Source organism: Metapseudomonas resinovorans (genome assembly GCF_002003485.1).
In the GTDB taxonomy this organism is placed as follows: domain Bacteria; phylum Pseudomonadota; class Gammaproteobacteria; order Pseudomonadales; family Pseudomonadaceae; genus Metapseudomonas; species Metapseudomonas resinovorans_D.
In genome coordinates this window covers 86,231-106,724 of record NZ_BDMA01000001.1, presented here as the reverse complement: position 1 = coordinate 106,724, position 20,494 = coordinate 86,231, and the positions used below count along the sequence as shown (strand labels likewise).

Annotated in this window: 18 protein-coding genes; 6 read left to right on the top strand and 12 right to left on the bottom strand. The window is 64.2% G+C overall.

Annotated elements, in window-relative coordinates; all coding sequences use genetic code 11:
- Nucleotides 1-58: 58 nt before the first annotated feature.
- The 10 genes from MnOB_RS00450 to bioB form a co-directional block, all read right to left on the bottom strand.
- The gene (locus MnOB_RS00450; protein WP_077520642.1) at nt 59-1,837 is read right to left on the bottom strand and encodes an acyl-CoA dehydrogenase C-terminal domain-containing protein; all 1,779 of its coding nucleotides are present in this window, start codon (nt 1,835-1,837) and stop codon (nt 59-61) included.
- 186 nt (nt 1,838-2,023) lie between these two features.
- A complete protein-coding gene (locus tag MnOB_RS00445; RefSeq protein ID WP_077520639.1) occupies nt 2,024-3,817 on the bottom strand; it encodes an acyl-CoA dehydrogenase C-terminal domain-containing protein in 1,794 nt (597 codons plus the stop codon).
- 108 nt (nt 3,818-3,925) lie between these two features.
- Complete coding sequence (locus MnOB_RS00440; protein WP_077520637.1) at nt 3,926-5,221, bottom strand: GGDEF domain-containing protein; 1,296 nt, start codon at nt 5,219-5,221, stop codon at nt 3,926-3,928.
- Between the two features lie 174 nt (nt 5,222-5,395).
- Nucleotides 5,396-7,201 (bottom strand): phenylacyl-CoA dehydrogenase, encoded by a 1,806-nt coding sequence (locus MnOB_RS00435; protein ID WP_077520634.1) that lies wholly within the window; start codon nt 7,199-7,201, stop codon nt 5,396-5,398.
- 281 nt (nt 7,202-7,482) lie between these two features.
- Nucleotides 7,483-7,779, bottom strand: a complete 297-nt coding sequence (locus MnOB_RS00430; RefSeq protein ID WP_371578663.1) for a hypothetical protein — start codon at nt 7,777-7,779, stop codon at nt 7,483-7,485.
- 12 nt (nt 7,780-7,791) lie between these two features.
- Nucleotides 7,792-8,487 (bottom strand): dethiobiotin synthase, encoded by a 696-nt coding sequence (gene bioD, locus MnOB_RS00425; RefSeq protein WP_077520628.1) that lies wholly within the window; start codon nt 8,485-8,487, stop codon nt 7,792-7,794.
- Between the two features lies 1 nt (nt 8,488).
- A complete protein-coding gene (gene bioC, locus MnOB_RS00420; protein ID WP_077520625.1) occupies nt 8,489-9,304 on the bottom strand; it encodes a malonyl-ACP O-methyltransferase BioC in 816 nt (271 codons plus the stop codon).
- Nucleotides 9,297-10,022: an alpha/beta fold hydrolase gene (locus MnOB_RS00415; RefSeq protein ID WP_077520622.1), complete on the bottom strand. Its 726-nt coding sequence runs from the start codon at nt 10,020-10,022 to the stop codon at nt 9,297-9,299. The genes bioC and MnOB_RS00415 overlap by 8 nt, the downstream gene beginning before the upstream one ends.
- A complete protein-coding gene (bioF, locus tag MnOB_RS00410; protein ID WP_077520618.1) occupies nt 10,015-11,196 on the bottom strand; it encodes an 8-amino-7-oxononanoate synthase in 1,182 nt (393 codons plus the stop codon). Before bioF ends, MnOB_RS00415 begins: the two co-directional genes overlap by 8 nt.
- Nucleotides 11,197-11,294: 98 nt before the next feature.
- Complete coding sequence (gene bioB, locus MnOB_RS00405; protein WP_077520615.1) at nt 11,295-12,353, bottom strand: biotin synthase BioB; 1,059 nt, start codon at nt 12,351-12,353, stop codon at nt 11,295-11,297.
- Between the two features lie 224 nt (nt 12,354-12,577).
- Here bioB and MnOB_RS00400 point away from each other — a divergent pair, with 224 nt between their 5' ends.
- The 5 genes from MnOB_RS00400 (at nt 12,578) to rarD (ending at nt 16,750) form a co-directional block, all read left to right on the top strand.
- Nucleotides 12,578-12,871 (top strand): hypothetical protein, encoded by a 294-nt coding sequence (locus tag MnOB_RS00400; RefSeq protein ID WP_077520613.1) that lies wholly within the window; start codon nt 12,578-12,580, stop codon nt 12,869-12,871.
- Between the two features lie 24 nt (nt 12,872-12,895).
- Entirely contained in the window at nt 12,896-13,624 is a 729-nt protein-coding gene (locus MnOB_RS00395) for a ComF family protein (RefSeq protein ID WP_077520610.1), read from the top strand.
- Between the two features lie 66 nt (nt 13,625-13,690).
- The gene (locus MnOB_RS00390; protein ID WP_077520607.1) at nt 13,691-14,455 is read left to right on the top strand and encodes a TOBE domain-containing protein; all 765 of its coding nucleotides are present in this window, start codon (nt 13,691-13,693) and stop codon (nt 14,453-14,455) included.
- 170 nt (nt 14,456-14,625) lie between these two features.
- Nucleotides 14,626-15,600, top strand: coding sequence for a serine/threonine protein kinase (locus MnOB_RS00385; protein WP_077520604.1), 975 nt, complete (start codon nt 14,626-14,628; stop codon nt 15,598-15,600).
- 262 nt (nt 15,601-15,862) lie between these two features.
- A complete protein-coding gene (gene rarD, locus MnOB_RS00380) occupies nt 15,863-16,750 on the top strand; it encodes an EamA family transporter RarD (protein WP_077520600.1) in 888 nt (295 codons plus the stop codon).
- A gap of 121 nt (nt 16,751-16,871) precedes the next feature.
- Here the strand turns inward: rarD and MnOB_RS00375 are convergent, their stop codons facing one another.
- Both MnOB_RS00375 and MnOB_RS00370 read right to left on the bottom strand, forming a co-directional pair.
- On the bottom strand, nt 16,872-17,390 hold the full coding sequence (locus MnOB_RS00375; RefSeq protein WP_077520597.1) for a glycine cleavage system transcriptional repressor: 519 nt from the start codon (nt 17,388-17,390) through the stop codon (nt 16,872-16,874).
- Between the two features lie 38 nt (nt 17,391-17,428).
- Nucleotides 17,429-17,875 carry a GNAT family N-acetyltransferase gene (locus MnOB_RS00370; protein WP_077520594.1) on the bottom strand — a complete coding sequence of 149 codons (447 nt, stop codon included), beginning with the start codon at nt 17,873-17,875 and terminating at the stop codon, nt 17,429-17,431.
- Nucleotides 17,876-18,182: 307 nt separating this feature from the next.
- On the opposite strand from MnOB_RS00370, the gene MnOB_RS00365 reads away from it, so the two are divergent.
- Nucleotides 18,183-20,360 (top strand): malate synthase G, encoded by a 2,178-nt coding sequence (locus MnOB_RS00365; RefSeq protein ID WP_077520591.1) that lies wholly within the window; start codon nt 18,183-18,185, stop codon nt 20,358-20,360.
- The last annotated feature ends 134 nt before the right edge of the window (nt 20,361-20,494 follow it).

The following is a 20,494-nucleotide window of genomic DNA, read 5'->3' as shown; positions in this document are numbered from 1 at the left end:
CATCCCCTGAAAACACAAAGCCCCGCAATTGCGGGGCTTTGTGTCTGCCGGGTAGCGCTTAGAACTGCTCAGCGTCCAGCAGGTAGAGCGACTCGCTGCCGGCCTTCACCGAGGCGGTCAGGGAGTGGATGCGCGGCAGCAGGCGGGCGAAGTAGAAGCGCGCGGTGCCGAGCTTGCTGGCGTAGAAGTCGTCCTGACCTTCTTTCCCCAGGGCAGCGCGGGCCATCAGGGCCCACATGTAGGCGTAGGCGGTGTAGCCGAACACGTGGAGGTACTCCACCGAAGCGGCGCCGATTTCATTCGGGTTGTTCTTCGCGCTATCCAAGACCCACGCGGTCAGCTCGTCGAGGTTGGCGACGGCCGCTTTCAGCGGCTCGGTGAACTCAGCCAGATCCGCGGAAGCGCCGTTGGCGAAGGCCTTGATCTCGTCAGCGAAGTGCTTGTAGAACGCGCCACCGCTGGCCACCACCTTACGGCCCACCAAGTCGAGGGCCTGGATGCCGTTGGTGCCTTCGTAGATCTGGGTGATGCGCACGTCACGCACCAGCTGCTCCTGACCCCACTCGCGGATGAAGCCGTGGCCGCCGAAGACCTGCTGGCCGTGAATGGTAGTTTCCAGGCCGAGGTCGGTCAGGAACGCCTTGGCCACAGGGGTCAGCAGGGCGACCATTTCTTCCGCGCGCTTACGCACGACGGGGTCTTCGCTGAACTTGGCGGTGTCCAGCTGCATGGCGACGTAGCTGGAGAAGGCGCGACCGCCTTCGTTGGTCGCTTTCATGGTCAGCAGCATGCGACGCACGTCCGGGTGGACGATGATCGGGTCAGCGGCCTTTTCCTTGGCGACCGGGCCGGTCGGCGCGCGGCTCTGGATACGCTCGCGGGCGTATTCCACGGCGCTCTGGTAGGAACGCTCGCCGGAGGCCAGGCCCTGGATACCAACGCCCAGGCGCTCGTAGTTCATCATGGTGAACATGGCGGCCAGCCCCTTGTTCGGGGCGTCGACGATGTAGCCGGTGGCGCCGTCGAAGTTCATCACGCAGGTGGCCGAACCCTTGATGCCCATCTTGTGTTCGATGGAGCCGCAGGAAACGGCGTTCTGCTCGCCGAGCGAACCGTCGGCGTTGACCATCACCTTCGGCACCAGGAACAGCGAGATGCCCTTCGGACCAGCCGGGGCATCCGGCAGCTTGGCCAGTACCAGGTGGATGATATTCTCGGTCAGATCGTGCTCACCGCCAGTGATGAAGATCTTGGTGCCGGTGATCTTGTAGCTGCCGTCGGCCTGGGGTTCGGCCTTGGTGCGGATGATGCCGAGGTCGGTACCGGCATGCGGTTCGGTCAGGCACATGGAGCCGGCCCAGACACCCGCGTACATGTTCGGCAGGTACTTTTCCTTCAGCTCTTCGCTGGCGTGGGCGTTGATCGACAGGCAGGCGCCGGCGGTCAGCATCGGGTACAGGCCGAAGGACAGGTTGGCCGCGTTGACCATTTCTTCCACCTGGGCGGAGATCACCTTGGGCATGCCCATGCCGCCGAATACGGGGTCACCGCCCACGCCGACCCAGCCGCCTTCGGCGTAGGTCTTGTAGGCCGAGGGGAAGCCGGCCGGGGTGCTCACGGCGCCATCTTTCCACTGGCAGCCTTCTTCGTCGCCGCTGCGGTTCAGCGGGGCGATCACGCCGCCGGTGACCTTGCCGGCTTCTTCCAGGATGGCGGAGGCGGTATCGGCGTCGACCACTTCGGCCAGGGCAGGCAGCTCAGCCCAGAGCTTGGCGACCTCGAAGACTTCATTGAGGACGAAGCGCATATCGCGCAGGGGCGCTTTGTAGTCAGCCATTGCAAACCTCGTAATCACTCACAGGTGGCCAGTGGGGCCGGTTTCACGGATAGACCCGGAGTGTACATGAACAACTTTTTGGAGACATAGTGTCACTTAGTGACTATACAGTCGCAGTCGGTCACGCACCCCGGTAGAAAGTAAAAGGCCCGCTCCAGGCGGGCCTTCGAACCGTCCATCGGCGGGTCAGAGCGAGAAGTTCTCCGCAGGCAACTGCATCAGGCAATCGCTGCCTGCCTCCACCGCCGCCCGGTGGGCCTCGGTGCGCGGCAGCAGGCGCTTGAAGTAGAAGTCGCAGGTCGCCAGCTTGGTCTGATAGTAGGCGCTGTCGCCCTCGCCCGCCTGCAGCTTGGCTTCCGCCACCAGGGCCATGCGCAACCAGAACCAGGCCAGGGTGATGTAGCCGGAGTACATCAGGTAATCCAGCGCGGCGGCGCCCACTTCGTCCGGGTTCTTCATGGCGGCCATGCCGACCTTCTGGGTCAACTCGCCCCACTGCTGGTTGAGGCGCGCCAGCTCGGCTACCTGCGCCTTGAATCGCGGGTGCTCGGCCTGGGCCTGGCAGAGCTTGTGAATCAATTTGGTGAAGCCGCGCAGCAGCTTGCCCTGGCTGCCCAGTACCTTGCGGCCTAGCAGGTCGAGCGCCTGGATGCCGTTGGTGCCCTCATAGATGGGGGCGATGCGGCAATCGCGCACCAGCTGTTCCATGCCCCATTCGCGGATGTAGCCGTGGCCGCCGAACACCTGCATGCCGAGGTTGGTGGCTTCGAGACCGGAATCGGTCATGAATGCCTTGCAGATCGGGGTGAGGAAGGCGAGCAGGTTCTCGGCTTCTTCGCGCTGCTCGGCGCTGTCGCTGCGATGGGCGATGTCCAGTTGCTGGGCGGTGAAATAGGCCAGCGCGCGGTTGCCTTCGTTGAAGGCCTTCATCGTCAGCAGCATACGGCGCACGTCGGGGTGCACGATGATCGGGTCGGCCGCCTTGTCCGGCGCCTTGGGCCCGGTGAGGGCACGCATCTGCAGACGGTCATTGGCGTACCGCACGGCGCCCTGGTAGCTGGCTTCGCCAAGGCAGAGGCCCTGCATGCCGGTGCCCAGGCGCGCATGGTTCATCATGGTGAACATGCAGTTCAGGCCCTTGTTGGCCTCGCCGATGAGGAAGCCTTTGGCGCTGTCGAAGTTCATCACACAGGTCGCCGAAGCCTTGATGCCCATCTTGTGCTCGATGGAGCCGCAGGAAACGGCGTTGCGCTCACCAACGCCCTCTCCGGCCGGGAGGAACTTGGGCACGATGAACAGGGAGATGCCCTTGGTGCCGGCCGGCGCGTCGGGCAATTTGGCCAGCACCAGGTGGACGATGTTCTCGCTCATGTCGTGCTCGCCGGCGGAGATGAAGATCTTGGTGCCGGAGATCGCGTAGCTGCCATCGGCCTGTGGCACGGCGCGGGTCTTGATGATGCCGAGGTCGGTGCCGCAATGGGGCTCGGTCAGGCACATGGTGCCCGTCCAGCGGCCTTCAGTGAGGCGGGTCAGGTAGGTCTGCTTCTGCTCTTCGGTGCCATGGGCGTGAATCGCCGACATGGCGCCGTGGGTCAGGCCCGGGTACATGGCCCAGGACTGGTTGGCCGAGGCGACCATCTCGCTGATGATCAGTCCGAGGGAATGGGGCAGGCCCTGGCCGCCGTAGGCCGGGTCCGCCGCCAGGCCGTTCCAGCCGCCTTCGACGTACTGGGCGAAGGCTTCCTTGAAGCCCTTGGGCGTGGTCACCACGCCGTCGCGCCACTGGCACTCTTCTTCATCGCCGGAGCGGTTGATGGGCGAGAGCACCTGCTCACAGAACTTGGCGCCTTCCTCGAGAATGGCGGCAACCATGTCCGGTGTGGCATCGCTGGCGCCCAGTGCCGCGTAGCTGGCCGGGTAGTCGAAGACTTCGTCGATGAGGAAACGGATGTCGCGAAGTGGGGCCTTGTATTCGGGCATGGCAGATTCTCCTTGTGAGGGCAGCACTCGATCGTCTGACCCTACTGCGCCCCTGCCCTGCTCACAATGACGCTGCCGATGCTGAATGCAGTGTCATAACTGGCTGCCTCAGCTACGGGCGACCCTTTTGACCCGCACCGCGCCACGACGATTCTCGCCGTGACGGAAGACCCGGTTACGCCCGGCGCTCTTGGCACTGTAGAGCGCCTGGTCAGCGGCTTTGATCACCTCTTCCGGCGTCCGTTGTTCGGCATCCCGCTCGGCCACGCCGATGCTGATGGTCACCGACACCGCCTGCCCGCTGGCAGCACCTCGCCGGGAACGGCCGGTGTCGTCGCTCTTCGGTCGGCTAACCGGGTCTCGCAGGTGCATCTGATACTGCTCGATGGCCTGGCGCACGGCCTCCAGATGCGGCATGCAGTCGTCCACCGACTTGCCGGGGAAGAGAATGGTGAATTCCTCGCCGCCGTAGCGATAGGCCTTGCCGCCACCACCGACCTTACGCAGGCGGCTGGCCACCAGGCGCAGCACCTGGTCGCCCACGTCATGGCCGTAGGTGTCGTTGAATTTCTTGAAGTGATCGACGTCGGTCATCGCCAGCACGTAGTTGCGACCAAGACGCCGCAACCGCTCGTTCAGCGCGCGACGACCGGGCAGGCCGGTGAGCTCGTCACGGAAAGCCATCTGGTAGGCCTCCTGCACCACCGAGGCCGTGAGGGCGAGCATCACCAGGCTGCTCATCACGTGCAGCGCGTGGGGCAGCATGAAGGTCTTGGGCAGCATCCAGAGCAGGCCGCACAGTCCGAGCAATTGCGCGGCATGCTGCGGTCGAGGCTGACGCACATAGATGACTATCAGTGCCACCAGGGCAATGGCGAACGCCAGGTAGGCGAGTTGCACCAGGGTCATCCAGCCGCCATGCAGCAAGGGCCAGTAGATCTTGCCGATCACGCCCAGCATCGCATCCGGGTAGCTGCTGCCGAGCGCTACCACCACGCCGAGCACGGCCATCAACACCGCGCCCCGCGCAACGAAATCCTGCAACAGGTGGGTGCGTTCCTCCCAGCAGCCATACAGGCCATAGAGCAGGGGCAGCAGCAGGCTGGTCAGATGGAAGACCAGTCCGGCGTCCTCCCGAACCACCCGCTCGGCCTGGTAGTAGTCAACCTGGGTATCCAACTGGTAGTAGGCCAGGTAGACCACCAGCAGCAGCGCCACCTGGCGCACGCGACCGTAGGCCGAGCAAAAGGCGCCACCCAGCAAGAGGAGCAGGGTCGGAAGCACATTGAACAAGGAGGTGAAGAACTCGTTCATTCCCGACAGCGAGCCCACCACTCCGCCCCCGACCACCAACGACAAGGGAGGCAGGAAATGGCTGACGCGATAGGACGCACGAGGCCGCACGAGGTCTGATCCTGGGGTTCGAAAGACGGGGAAAAATCGAGGTGGCGATATGATTGCACAGGCGCGAATCACAAAGCACGAGGCCAGTGCGAACTTCTCCATATCCCGACGCGAAGACGGTTCGTACAACGAAAAAGCCCGCCAGATGGCGGGCTTTTCGTGTAGCACCGAACCTTAGTAACCCAGGGCGAAATCTTCTTCGGCCAGGTCCATCAGGTTGTTGGCACCAGACAGCATGGTTTCAGCGTGGGTGCGGGTACGCGGCAGGATGCGCTTGAAGTAGAAGCGCGCGGTCTGCAGCTTGGCCTTGTAGAAGGCAGCATCGCCTTCGCCGGCAGCCAGCTTCTCGGCAGCCAGGCGAGCCATGTCGGCCCAGAAGTAGGCCAGGCAGGCGTAACCGGAGTACATCAGGTAATCCACCGAAGCGGCACCCACTTCCTCGCGATCCTTCATGGCAGCCATGCCGACCTTCATGGTCAGGTCGCCCCACTCCTTGTTCAGCTTGGCCAGCGGCTCGACGAATTCCTTGACGGCGTCGTTGCCTTCATTGGACTGGCAGAACTTGTGCACGATCTTGGTGAAGCCCTTGAGCGCTTCGCCCTGGGTCATCAGGATCTTGCGGCCCAGCAGGTCGAGAGCCTGAACACCGGTGGTGCCTTCGTACAGCATGGAGATACGGCAGTCACGCAGGTTCTGCTCCATGCCCCACTCGCTGATGAAGCCGTGACCACCGTAGATCTGCATGCCGTGGGAAGCGGACTCGAAGCCCACTTCGGTCATGAAGGCCTTGGCGATGGGGGTCAGGAAGGCCAGCAGGGAGTCAGCGGCTTTCTTCTGCTCTTCGTCCTGGCTGTACTTGACGATGTCCACCTGCTTGGCGGTGAAGTAGACCATGGCGCGGTTGCCTTCGGCGAAGGCCTTCATGGTCAGCAGCATGCGACGCACATCCGGGTGGACGATGATCGGGTCGGCAGCCTTGTCCGGCGCTTTCGGGCCGGTCAGGGAACGCATCTGCAGACGATCGCGAGCGTACTTGATGCCACCCTGGAAACCGATTTCAGCGTGGGCCAGGCCTTGCAGCGCGGTACCCAGGCGAGCGGTGTTCATGAAGGTGAACATGCAGTTCAGGCCTTTGTTCGCCGGGCCGATCAGGAAACCGGTAGCGCCGTCGAAGTTCATCACGCAGGTGGCGTTGCCGTGGATGCCCATCTTGTGCTCGATGGAGCCGCAGGAAACGGCGTTGCGCTCGCCCACATTGCCTTCGGCAGTGGGCATGAACTTCGGAACGATGAACAGGGAGATACCCTTGGTGCCGGCCGGTGCATCGGGCAGGCGGGCCAGGACGATATGAACGATGTTGTCGGCCATGTCGTGTTCGCCGGCGGAGATGAAGATCTTGGTGCCGGTGACTTTGTAGGAACCATCAGCCTGGGGCTCGGCCTTGGTGCGCAGCATGCCCAGGTCGGTACCGCAATGCGGTTCGGTCAGGCACATGGTGCCAGTCCACTCGCCGGATACCAGCTTGGTCAGGTAGGTGTGCTTCTGGTCGTCGGTGCCGTGGGCGGACAGGGTGTTCATCGCGCCGTGGGACAGGCCGGGGTACATGCCCCAGGACCAGTTGGCCTCGCCGACCATCTCGCTGATGGCCAGGCCGAGGGATTCCGGCAGACCCTGGCCGCCGTGGTCGACGTCATGGGCCAGGCTCGGCCAGCCGCCTTCGACGAACTGCTTGTAGGCTTCCTTGAAGCCGGTCGGGGTCTTAACGCCGGACTCGCTCCAGGTGCAGCCTTCGATGTCACCCACACGGTTCAGCGGAGCGATCACCTGCTCACAGAACTTGGCACCCTCTTCAAGGATGGCGTCGACCATGTCCGGGGTAGCGTCCTGGCAGCCAGGCAGGCTCTGATAGTGCGCTTCGTAGCCGAGCAGTTCGTCACGAACGAAGCGAATATCACGCAAGGGGGCCTTGTAATCAGGCATAGCGGTAAACCTCTGCAGTGGGTTCCTGGTTCAGCTGACCGGAGCGCCGGTCGCTAACGGCATCTTGTGGTAATTGCGAGAGCAATCAAACAGGCGTTTGAAACATACGTTTATGCTAATTCGCTGTCAAGCGCTGCGCCCGACCGACCGGTCATCTCCCTGGCAGACAGCCGAAGGCCCTGCCTGAAGACAGTAAAGATCAAGAAACAGCGCGACAGCGCCGGAACGAGTCAGGAAGGAGCGGATGAAAAAAGGGCCGCGTTAAGCGGCCCTTGGGGGGATCAGGCGAAGGTATCGATGAGACTGCCGATCATCTGGTCGGTGGCCTTGGCGACCATGCTGCCGGCCTCGGCCTGGACCTTGCCGGCCTCCAGGGCGAGCAGGATGCTGGTGAGGTCGGCTGGTTGTTGAGCCCCCTCGCCGCTGACAGTCTTGCTGGCTATTTCACCGGCTGCCTGCTGGATCATGCGCTGGCCGGATTGGATGGCGCCGAGTCCTGCGCTGAAGCCACTTCCCTGGATTTCCATGTCGGATACCGAAGCTCGATGGACGATGCCGGCAATTGAAGCAGCCGGCATCGTCTTGCGCAATCAACGTCGGATGAGTGCGCCCAACGGTGCCAGGTCGAGATGACGAGCCACAGCGGCCGGAGTCGCCTCGTCCAGGCGTGGTACACGGCCCAGGCAGGGTGCTGGAAGGCGCTCGGCCAGGGTCGCAAGATTCTCTTCCAGGCGAGAAGTGTGCGGGGCGACCACATTGGCCACCCAGCCGGCCAGGGTCAGGCCGTCGCGCTGGATGGCCTCGGCAGTCAGCACGGCGTGATTGATGCAGCCTAGGCGCACACCGACCACCAGGATCACCGGCAGGCCGAGGGCGATGGGCAGGTCGGACAGATTGGCCTGCCCCGCCAGCGGGACACGCCAACCGCCAGCGCCTTCAACCAGGCTGAAGTCGGCACCCATCGCCAGCACACGGCGCACCGGAGCGGCAAGCGCATCGACGTCCAACTGGACGCCCGCTTCCCGAGCGGCGAGGTGCGGTGCGATGGCCGGCGCGAAAGCCAGCGGATTGACCTCGTCGTAAGTCAGAGGCAACGAGCATTCGCCCAACAGCGCCAGCGCGTCACTGTTGCGCAGGCCGTCGGCGGTTTCTTCGCAACCTGACGCCACCGGCTTCGCCGCCGCCGTGGACAGTCCCCGGGACCGAGCGCAATGGAGCAGGCCCGCGGCGATGGTGGTCTTGCCGATCTCCGTGTCGGTACCGGTGACGAAATAGGCCACTGGCATGTCAGTCTTCCTTTTTCATGACGCCGTAGACCACCTGGTAGGTGGCCGGCAGGCCCTGTGACTGGCGGAAGCGCTCATAAGCCTCCACCAGCGCGAGGATGCGCGCCCGCCCGGTGAGCCCGCCGGGGCGGCCCGGATTGAGGTTATGCGCGCCAAGGGCCTTGAGTTCGTGGGTGAGGGTGCGCAGGTCGGCGTAGTGCAATACCTGGGGCTCACTGTCCAGTTCCAGTGGAAGCAGGCCACTGGCGGCGCAGAGGTCCTGGTAATCCTCCAGGCGACGGAAGCGGTTGACGTGGACAAAGCCGTCCACTGCCTGCCAACTGTCACGCAACTCCTGCAGGGTGCCGACGCACAGGCTGCTGAAGGCGAACACGCCACCCGGCTGCAGCACGCGGCGGGCCTCGGCGAGCACGGCGGCGAAGTCGGCGCACCACTGCACGGCCAGGCTGGAGAAGATCAATTGCTGAGTGCCGCCGGCCAGCGGCAGGTGCTCGGCATCGCCGGCGACGAATCGCTTGGCGCCGCCCTGCGGACGGGCGTGGCGCAGCATGCCCTCGGCGATGTCCAGCGCCAGGCCGTCGCTTTGCGGGAATCGCTCGGCCAGAGCCCGCGAGAAGTAGCCGGTGCCGCAGCCCATATCCACCCAGTTGTCCGGCGTGAAGCCTTCCGGCAGCCGGCGCAGCAGTTCGTTGCCAACCGCCCGCTGCAGTGCAGCAACGCTGTCGTAGCTGTCCGCCGCGCGGGAGAAGGAAGCCGCTACCTGGCGCTTGTCCGGCAGATGGCCCTCGGCGTCTTTAGCGTTTCGGGCGTCAGACATCATCACCCTCACGCATGAACCCGAGGATGGCCGCGGCGACCTCGTCCGGCCTCTCCAGCGGCAGGCCGTGACTGGCGTCGGCAAATACCTGCACCTCCACATCCGGCAGCCATTCCAGCAGCGCATCGGCGGCGGTCGCTGGCACCAGCGCATCGCGCCCGGCGAACAGATGCAGTTGCGGTCCGCCGTACCCCTGGATAGCCGCTCGGATATCCAGCACATCCAGCAAGCGCAGGCCCGCGTCCAGCACCTTGGGTTCGGTGGGCACCTGGGTGACCTGCAGCTGTCGGGCCAGGGTGCGGGCGTCCCGAGCGCCCTGGGCCACCAACATGGTGAAGCGTTTGAGGGTCTGTGCCGGATCGAGACGGCAAGCCTCGTGGAAAGCCGCGAAGACTTCCTGGGACATGGCGCAGGGCCAGTCGTCGCGATCACGGAAACTCATGTTGCTGCACAGGCCGATCAGGCCACGGCAGGCACCGCCCCGGCGCACAGCCAGCTGCGCGGCGAGCATGCCACCCAGCGACCAGCCGGCCAGCCAGCTGTCGGTGGCGAGGCGGGAATCCAGCTCATCGAGCCAGGCACCGGCCTGTTCCAGGGCGGGCAGCGGCTCGACCTCAACCACCAGGTGCGGCGCGCGCTCCAGCAAAGCTTCGCGCAAGGGTTCGAGGGCGGCGGGGCCAATGGCCCAGCCTGGCAGCAGAATCAGGCGCTCACGCATCGGGGGCATTCTCCTTCGCCAGTTTCTCCCAGCATTCCGCCAGGGCACTCAGCAAGGATTCAAGCTGCTCTTCGCTGTGGGCGGCGGAGAAAGTGACGCGCAGTCGCGCGCTGCCGGCCGGCACGGTGGGCGGGCGAATGGCGCCGACCAGGATTCCGCGCTCGCGCAGCATGGCGGACAGTTCCATGGCGCGGGCGCTGTCACCGACCAGGATCGGCTGGATCGGTGTCGGGCTGTCCATCGGCGTCAGACCGATTTCGGTCGCGCCTTCGCGGAAGCGACGGATCAGGGCGTTCAGGTGCTCACGGCGCCAGTTTTCGCGCTGCAGCAGCTCCAGGCTTTTCAGGGTGGCGCAGGCCACCGCCGGGGGCTGGCTGGTGGTGTAGATGTAGGGGCGGGCGAACTGGATCAGCGTTTCGATCAGCTCCTCGCTACCGGCGACGAATGCACCAGCGGTACCGAAGGCCTTGCCCAAGGTGCCGACCAGCACCGGTACATCCTCCAGGCCCAGGCCGAAATGCTCGACGATGCCGCCGCCATTGGCCCCCAGCGGCCCGAAGCCATGGGCATCGTCCACCATCACCCAGGCACCACGGGCTTTCGCGGCGGCGCAGATGGCCGGCAGTTCCGCGAGGTCGCCGTCCATGCTGAAGACGCCATCGGTCACGACCAGCGTATTGCCCTCGGCTTTCTCCAGACGGCTTTCCAGGCTGCCGACGTCGTTGTGCAGATAGCGCGAGAAGCGCGCCCCGGAGAGCAGTCCAGCATCCAGCAGGGAGGCGTGGTTGAGACGGTCCTCCAGCACGGTATCGCCCTTGGCCAGCAGCGCGGTGACCGCGCCCAGGTTGGCCATGTAGCCGGTGGAGAACAGCAGTGCGCGAGGCCTGCCGGTGAACTCGGCCAGGGCCAGTTCGAGATCGTGATGCGGTCCGCTATGGCCGATCACCAGATGCGAAGCGCCACCTCCGGCCCCCCAGCGCTCCACGCCAGACTGCAAGGCAGCCTTCACCTCGGGATGGGCGGCCAGGCCAAGGTAGTCGTTGGAACAGAAGGCCAGCATGGGGCGGCCGTCCACCACCACCTCCGGCCCCTGGGGGCTTTCCAGCAATGGGCGCTGGCGATAGAGGTTGTCGGCATGGCGGGCGGCGAGGCGCGAGGCGAGATCAAAAGGCATGGGCGGTTCGGTTTTTCTTAGGAGCCAGCGTGCTGGCGAACCTGCAGGAGCCGCCCTTCGCGAGCAAGCTCGCTCCTACAGGGTTCGATAACGCGGTATCAGGCAGAGGCGGCGTTGTAGAACATCTGCGAATCGCGCTGCTCGACCAGGGCTTGCTCGATGGCAGCCTGGTGCACTTCGTCGGCATGCTCTTCGCGTTCTTCCGGCTTGATGCCGAGGCGCGCGAACAGCTGCATGTCCTTGTCCGCTTGCGGGTTCTTGGTGGTCAGCAGTTTCTCGCCATAGAAGATCGAGTTGGCGCCCGCCATGAAGGCCAGGGCCTGCATCTGCTCGTTCATCTGCTCGCGGCCGGCGGACAGGCGCACATGGGACTTCGGCATCATGATCCGGGCGACCGCCAGGGTGCGGATGAAATCGAACGGATCGACGTCCTTCTCTTCCGCCAGCGGAGTGCCCTTCACTTTCACCAGCATGTTGATCGGCACCGACTCCGGATGCTCCGGCAGGTTGGCCAGCTGGATCAGCAGGCCGGCGCGGTCGTCCACCGACTCGCCCATGCCGAGGATGCCGCCGGAGCAGATCTTCATCCCCGCTTCGCGCACGTAGGCCAGGGTCTGCAGACGCTCGCTGTAGGTGCGGGTGGTGATGATGTTGCCGTAGAACTCCGGCGAGGTATCCAGGTTGTGGTTGTAGTAGTCGAGGCCAGCTTCGGCCAGCGCCTGGGTCTGCTCCTGGTCCAGTCGGCCCAGGGTCATGCAGGTTTCCAGGCCAAGCTTCTTCACGCCTTTGACCATTTCCAGGACGTAAGGCATGTCTTTCGCCGAAGGATGCTTCCAGGCAGCGCCCATGCAGAAGCGTGTGGAGCCGATGGCCTTGGCTTCGGCAGCGGCCTCGAGGACCTTCTGCACTTCCATCAGCTTTTCCTTGTCCAGGCCGGTGTTGTAGTGGCCGGACTGCGGGCAGTACTTGCAGTCTTCCGGGCAGGCGCCGGTCTTGATCGACAGCAGGGTGGAAACCTGTACCCGATTCGGATCGAAGTGTGCCCGGTGAGCGATTTGGGCCTGGAACAGCAGGTCGTTGAACGGCTGCTCGAACAGCGCCTTCACCTCAGCGAGGGACCAATCGTGGCGGGTAGCGATGGATGCGGTTGCGCTCATGTAGGTTTCCTTCGACGCTGTAGGGCGCCTTTGTCAGGGATACCCGGACCGGGAGTCCGGGAATTCAGGCTTAGGGCATCATAAGTTGAGCTATGACGCTGTCAACCAGATTTGCGACACAGGTTGACAATTGATTATTTATTAGCCAGATCGATCAATGAACCAGAATCACCGGCGAGGCTCAAATCCAGGGCAGCTCGCCGCTGAAGGAGCATCACACTGCAATGCGCACCGAAGGATTTTTTGAGTGGCTGGGTCAGATTATCGGAACCGTCATCCGCTTCGTCGTCGACCTGCTTTCAGGCGTGCTCGGCGGCATTGGCCAGGCCATCGACGATTTTTTCAACGGCCTGGCGCGGGCCATCGGCATGGACGTGTCCTTCTTCAGCCTGTTCCTGCTGGTTATCGGCCTGCTCCTGCTCTACAGCGGCATCCGCGCCTTCATTCGCAAGTCCATCATCGGCGGCCTGGTGCTCACTTTCCTCGGACTGGTGGTGATGAGCTGGCTGATCGTCTGAACCGCATGTCCCACGGAGGGGACCATGTTCGCACTGCTCGCCCGGCTACGGCCGGCCTGGCTTCTCCACACACCCGCCTGCCTGCTCTGCCACGCGCCGGGCGACGCCCTGCCGATTTGCAGCGGCTGTGAAGCGGAGCTGCCCTGGCTCAACGGACATTGCTCCGTTTGTGCCCTGCCCTTGCCCACCCATGGGCTGCCCTGCGGCGATTGCCTGAAGCGCCCGCCGCCGTTCACCCGGGTTGAAGCGCCTTGGCGCTATGGCTTTCCGGTAGACAGCCTGATTACCCGCTTCAAGCACCAGGGCAACTGGCCCCAGGGGCGCTTGCTGGGGGAGTTGCTGGCGCGTCACCTCGCCCATGCGTTCAACGAGGGCCTGCCCCGGCCACGGGCGCTACTGCCCGTACCTCTGGCAGCCCCCCGATTGCGTCGACGCGGCTTCAACCAGGCACAGATGCTGGGACGCTGGCTGAGCGACGAACTGCATATCCCGTTGCAGGAGCGATGGCTACAGCGCATCGAGGACGGCCCGCCCCAGCAGGGGCTGGACGCGGCCGAACGGCGCCGCAACCTGCGACGTGCGTTCGCCCTGGACGTTCTCGCCGACGTGAAAGACCAGCATCTGGCCCTGGTGGATGACGTGCTGACCACCGGCACCACTGCGCATTTCCTCGCCCGCCTGCTGAAGCGCGCGGGAGCCTCGCGGGTGGACGTCTACTGCCTCGCGCGCACGCCCCGTCCCGGCGACCGCTGAAGTCTTGACGTGGCGCACCCGCGGGAGCAGCCTGCGCGCCAGAAGCCCGGAGGAACCCATCCGCCCATGAGCCTGACCAGTGCCCTCACCCAGCAACTCACCCGCCGCCCGCAGCGCCTGGCCCTGCTGGAACAGATCGCCGTGCAAGGCTCCATCACCCGCGCCGCCAAGGCTGCGGGCTTGAGCTACAAGGCCGCCTGGGACGCCATCGACGAGCTCAACAACCTCGCCGAACGCCCCTTGGTGGAACGCTCGGTGGGCGGCAAGGGCGGCGGTGGCGCGCGATTGTCGGCCGAAGGGGAACGCCTGCTGGCGCTCTACAAGCGCCTGCAAAGCCTGCAAGCGCGCCTGCTGGAAAGCGCCGAAAGCGAGCGGGACCTGGAACTGCTCGGCCGCCTGATGCTGCGCACCAGCGCACGCAACCAGCTGAGCGGCCGCGTTCTCGACATCGAATCAAGGGGGCGCAACGACCTGGTGCGCGTCGAACTGGCCGGCGGTACCTGCCTCGCGGCACAGATCACCCACGACAGCACCGAGAAGCTGGAACTGGCCCCGGGACGCAGCGTGGTCGCCCTGATCAAGGCGGGCTGGTTGCGGCTTCAGACCATTTCCGAACAGGCAGACGAAACCTTGAACCAGTTGGAGGGCCGGATCGAAGAAATCTTCGACGCTGATGACGGCCCCAGCGAAGTGCGCATCGCCCTCGCCAGCGGCCAGACCCTCTGCGCCCTGGTCGAACCCGAGCGGCTGGCCGCGCTTGGCCTGAAGACCGGCCACGCGGTGCGCGCTCAATTCGCCGCCGGCCAGGTGCTGCTCGGCACCGCGCTCTGAAGCTCAGCGGGCGATTTCGCGAGCTAGAGAAGAACAAGGCGCAAGCGGCTGAGGACGCGGAGTTTACGAGTTGTAAATGAGCAGTCCGAAGCCGTTTGCAACGCAGTTATTCCGACGCGCAGCAAATCGCTCCCGGGGATAGACTGGGCGCCTTGCTGCCGGAGTTTCCTATGTCCCACCCTTTTGATGAGCTCACCCCCGACCTCGTACTCGACGCAGTGGAAAGCCTCGGCTTCCTCAGCGACATGCGCATCCTCGCGCTGAACAGCTACGAGAACCGCGTCTACCAGGTGGGCATCGAGGACGCCGAGCCGCTGATTGCCAAGTTCTACCGCCCGCAACGCTGGAGCGACGCGGCGATACGCGAAGAGCACAGCTTCAGCGCCGAGCTCGCCGAATGCGAAGTACCGGTGGTGGCGCCGCTGCAACGCGACGGTGAAAGCCTGTTCGAACATGCCGGCTTTCGCTTCGCCCTCTTCCCCCGCCGCGGCGGCCGCGCGCCGGAACCGGGCAACCTGGACCAGCTCTATCGCCTCGGCCAGCTCCTTGGGCGCCTGCATGCAGTGGGCTCCACGCGCCCGTTCGAACACCGCGAAACCCTGGCGGTAGACAACTTCGGTCACCAATCGCTGGCTACCCTCCTGGAAGGCAACTTCGTTCCCCGCAGCCTGCTGCCAGCCTATGAGTCGGTGGCCCGCGACCTGCTCAAGCGCCTGGACAAGCTGTTTGCCGAAGTGCGCTACCAGCCGATCCGGCTGCACGGCGATTGCCACCCCGGCAACCTGCTATGCCGCGACGACGTCTACCACATGGTCGACCTCGACGACTGCCGCATGGGCCCGGCAGTCCAGGACCTTTGGATGATGCTGGCCGGTGAACGTCACGAGCGCCTCGGCCAGCTATCCGAGTTGATGGATGGCTACCAGGAGTTCCACGACTTCGACCCGCGCGAGCTGCCGCTGATCGAGGGCCTGCGCGCCCTGCGCCTGATGCACCACAGCGCCTGGATCGCCCGCCGCTGGGACGATCCGGCTTTCCCCATGCACTTCTCCTGGTTCGGCAGCGAACGCTACTGGGGCGATCAGATCCTCACCCTGCGCGAGCAACTCTCGGCGCTGGACGAAGAACCGTTGAAGCTGTTCTGAGCCCCTCCTCACCTCCTGTAGGGGCGAATTCATTCGCCAAGGGCAGCGCAGCTGCCCCGTGGGGCCTCTCAGGGCGGACCTTCGGCCCGCTTGGCGATTGAAATCGCCCCTACAACAGGCGCCACCTGCTCCCGACCGTAAAGAACCCCTTACGTGTTTCGCTTGCACGGCCCCGCTGAAAAAACCTGAGCGCACAGACAACTCGTGACGGCGCCAACTAGAATGTCGCACCACTCGATAGCTGCCTAAGCAAGGACATTCCATGGCCACCGCCGACCCGCGCCGCGGGTACATTCTGGGGCTCTCCGCCTACATCATCTGGGGACTCTTTCCGCTCTATTTCAAAGTCATCCAGAACGTTCCGGCGCTGGAGATCATCGTTCATCGCGCGCTGTGGTCAGCCCTGTTCGGCGCGGCACTGCTGCTGGTGTGGAAGCATCCCGGTTGGTTCCGCGAGTTGCGGGAAAATCCCAAGCGCTTCGGTGTGCTGGCCGCCAGCGGCATGCTGATCGCCGGCAACTGGCTGGTATACGTCTGGGCGGTGAACAACGGGCGCATGCTGGAAGCGAGTCTTGGCTACTACATCAACCCGCTGGTGAATGTGCTGCTGGGGATGCTGATCCTCGGCGAGCGCCTGCGTCGCCTGCAATGGGTCGCCGTGCTGCTTGCCGCCGTCGGTGTGGCCCAGCAGATCTGGCAGGTCGGCGCACTGCCTTGGGTCTCCCTGACCCTGGCACTGACCTTCGGTTTCTATGGGTTGATTCGCAAGCAGGCACCGGTGGCCGCCCTGCCCGGCCTCGTCGTGGAAACCTGGCTGCTGTTGCCGCTGGCAGTGGGCTGGCTGCTGCTGAGCCCGGAGGCAGCGTCCACGCAGGCAAGCTTCTGGACCAGTTCCGAGGCGCTCTGGCTGCTCGCCGCCGGCCCCATCACGCTGGTGCCGCTGGTGTGCTTCAACGCCGCTGCCCGTCACCTGCCCTACACGACCCTGGGCTTCCTCCAGTACCTGGCACCGACCCTGGTGATGCTGCAGGCGATCTTCCTGTTCGACGAGCACTTCGACCCGAGCAAGCTGCTCGCCTTCTGCTTCATCTGGGCGGGTCTGGCGATCTACAGCGTCGACGCCTGGCTCACCCTCCGCCGTAACTCCTGAGGCGCTACCGTAGGTTGGTGCGGGCGGCGTTCCGTCAGAGCGAAGCGAAGCCCAACGAACGCCCTTGAAGGGGCACGTTGGGCTTCGCGAGTTCAGACAAGCGCGGCATGCGCCAAAGCGCTCACTTCTCCTGATGCAGGTTCAGCTCCACCATCAGGTCATCGGCCAGGGTTTCCAGCTTGGCCTGCAGAACTTCCAGCGACAGCGTCAACGGCACTGCCAGCACCGCTTCGGCGTGGAACAGCGGTTCGCTGCTCATGGGGGCGGGCATCACTTCAGTGATGAGGCTTTCCAGGTTCACGCCCAGTTCCGTCAGCAGGCGGGTTATGTCTCGGACGATGCCCGGCCGGTCGTTGCCCACCAGGTCCAGCAGGATCGGCTTCCAGGTGCAGGCCGGCTCGATACCGCTTTGTGCCAGCATCACGCGGATGCCGTGGGCGCTGAGGCCCTGCAATCCCTCCACCAGCTCGTCGTAGCCTTCGGCCGGGACCGCTACGCGCAATATCCCGGCGAATTGCCCGGCCATGCGCGACATGCGGCTTTCCAGCCAGTTGCCGCCGTGGGCGGCGATGCACTGCGCGACGCGTTCCACCAGCCCGGGCTGGTCCGCCGCGATGACGGTAAGTACCAGATGATCCACGCTCGACTCCTTATCGGTAGGGGAACCGGCGCCCGGCCTCAGGCCAGGCTCAGCCAGTAGGTGAAGTAAATCTCGTCCCGCACATAGCCGAGTCGTTCATAAAGCGCCTGGCCGGCAAGATTGGTCTTCGCGGTTTCCAACTGGATGCCGCAAGCGCCGGTGCGTTCGGCATGGGCGCGGGCAGCGTTCATCAGGTCTTCGCCCACGCCCTGGCGCCGGGCGGCGGGCACTACATAAAGATCGCTCAACAACCAGGCCGGTGCCAGCGCCAGCGACGAGAGAAAGGGATAGAGCTGTGTGAACCCGAGAGGGGCGCCACCGTCACCACGGGCGATGAACAACGTGGAGTCACCGCGATCCAGCCGCTGTTCGAGGAACGCACGGATGTCCGGCTGGGGCCTCGGCACCTGATAGAAATCGAGGTAGCCGGCGAAAAGCAGGGAGAGATCGTCAAGATCGCTGAACGTGGCGGCATTTACAGACATGGAAGAACTCCGGGAAGAATGCGCTGGAGTATAGGAAAGCGCCGGAAAGCCCGCGCGGAATCCCGTGCGACGGCCTGTCGCAGTTCTAATGAAAAATAAATCGTGTACATTTTTCAGATTTAACTGGAACAAAGCGTCATTTTTTTGCGAACATTCTGCCCGCCGTTGTGACCGTAAACCAGCTTTTAGTCGCATAGCGACGCGACCCCACTGATTTTCACAACGGCTTCATGTAGTATGCCGCGCTTCGGACTACAAGAAGGGAAACCCCCGGTCCGAGCGGATATTGAGCAGAGTGAGGCAAGCAATGACTGAGCGCGTTCAAGTCGGTGGCCTTCAGGTCGCCAGAGTCCTGTTCGACTTCGTGAATAACGAAGCCATCCCCGGAACCGGCATTGCGGCCGAAAAGTTCTGGGCCGGTGTGGAAGCCGTCATCAACGACCTGGCTCCGAAGAACAAAGCCCTCCTCGCCAAACGCGATGAACTGCAGGCCAAGATCGATGCCTGGCACCAGGCACGTGCCGGCCAGGCCCACGACGCTGTGAGCTACAAAGCGTTCCTCCAGGAGATCGGCTACCTGCTGCCGGAACCGGCAGACTTCCAGGCCGCTACCCAGAATGTCGACGAAGAAATCGCCACCATGGCCGGCCCGCAGCTGGTTGTGCCGGTGATGAATGCGCGCTTCGCCCTGAACGCCGCCAACGCCCGTTGGGGTTCGCTCTACGATGCCCTCTACGGCACCGACGCCATCAGCGAAGAAGGCGGCGCCGAGAAGGGCAAGGGCTACAACAAGGTCCGTGGTGACAAGGTGATCGCCTTCGCCCGCGCCTTCCTCGACGAAGCCGCGCCGCTGGAAGGTGCTTCCCACGTCGACGCCACCGCCTACACCGTGAAGAACGGTCGCCTGGCCGTGACCCTGAAGAATGGCAGCGAAGTCGGCCTGAAGAACGCCGCCCAGTTCATCGCCCTGCAGGGCGACGCCGCCAAGCCGGCCGCCGTGCTGCTGAAGAACAACGGCCTGCATTTCGAGATCCAGATCGACCCGACCAGCCCCATCGGCCAGACCGACGCCGCCGGCGTGAAAGACGTGCTGATGGAATCCGCGCTGACCACCATCATGGACTGCGAAGACTCCGTCGCCGCCGTCGATGCCGACGACAAGGTCGTGGTCTATCGCAACTGGCTCGGCCTGATGAAGGGCGACCTGGCTGAATCCGTCAGCAAGGGCGGCCAGACCTTCACCCGCACCATGAACCCGGACCGCGCCTACACCAAGGCTGACGGCTCCGAGCTGACCCTGCACGGCCGCTCCCTGCTGTTCGTGCGTAACGTCGGTCACCTGATGACCAACCCGGCCATCCTCGACGCCGCTGGCAACGAAGTACCGGAAGGTATCCAAGACGGCCTGTTCACCGGCCTGATCGCCCTGCACAACCTGAAGGGCAACACCAGCCGCAAGAACACCCGCACCGGCTCGATGTACATCGTGAAGCCGAAAATGCACGGCCCTGAAGAAGTGGCCTTCGCCACCGAAATCTTCGGCCGCGTGGAAGACGTCCTGGGCCTGCCGCGCAACACCCTGAAGGTCGGCATCATGGACGAAGAGCGCCGCACCACCGTCAACCTCAAGGCCTGCATTAAGGCCGCTGCCGAGCGCGTGGTGTTCATCAACACCGGCTTCCTCGACCGCACCGGTGACGAAATCCACACCTCCATGGAAGCCGGCGCCATGGTGCGCAAGGGCGCCATGAAAGCTGAGAAGTGGATCGGTTCCTACGAGAACAACAACGTCGACGTCGGCCTGGCGACCGGCCTGCAGGGCAAAGCGCAGATCGGCAAAGGCATGTGGGCCATGCCGGACCTGATGGCCGCCATGCTGGAACAGAAGATCGGCCACCCGCTGGCTGGCGCCAACACCGCCTGGGTACCGTCGCCGACCGCCGCTACCCTGCACGCGCTGCACTACCACAAGGTCGACGTGTTCGCCCGTCAGGCCGAACTGGCCAAGCGTTCCGCGGCCTCCGTGGATGACATCCTGACCATCCCGCTGGCGCCGAACACCGACTGGACCCGCGAAGAGATCCAGAACGAACTGGATAACAACGCCCAGGGCATCCTCGGTTATGTAGTGCGCTGGATCGACCAGGGCGTCGGTTGCTCCAAGGTGCCGGACATCAACGATGTCGGCCTGATGGAAGACCGCGCCACCCTGCGTATTTCCAGCCAGCTGCTGGCCAACTGGCTGCGCCATGGCATCGTCAGCCAGGCGCAGATCGTCGAGAGCCTGGAGCGCATGGCCGCCGTGGTGGATCGCCAGAACGCCAATGACCCGCTGTATCGTCCGATGGAGCCGAACTTCGCCGACAACGTGGCCTTCCAGGCCGCGCTGGAACTGGTAGTGGAAGGCACCAAGCAGCCCAACGGCTACACCGAGCCGGTCCTGCACCGTCGTCGCCGCGAGTTCAAGGCGAAGAACGGTCTCTAAGACCTGCCCATGAAAAACCGCCCTTCGGGGCGGTTTTTTATTGCCTGCAGAAAAGTCGGGCGGGCGTCGACGTAACGCTTGCATACAAACTTTGTGTACAAAATCCCCATTCCCGAAGCTCCACTTACCCATGC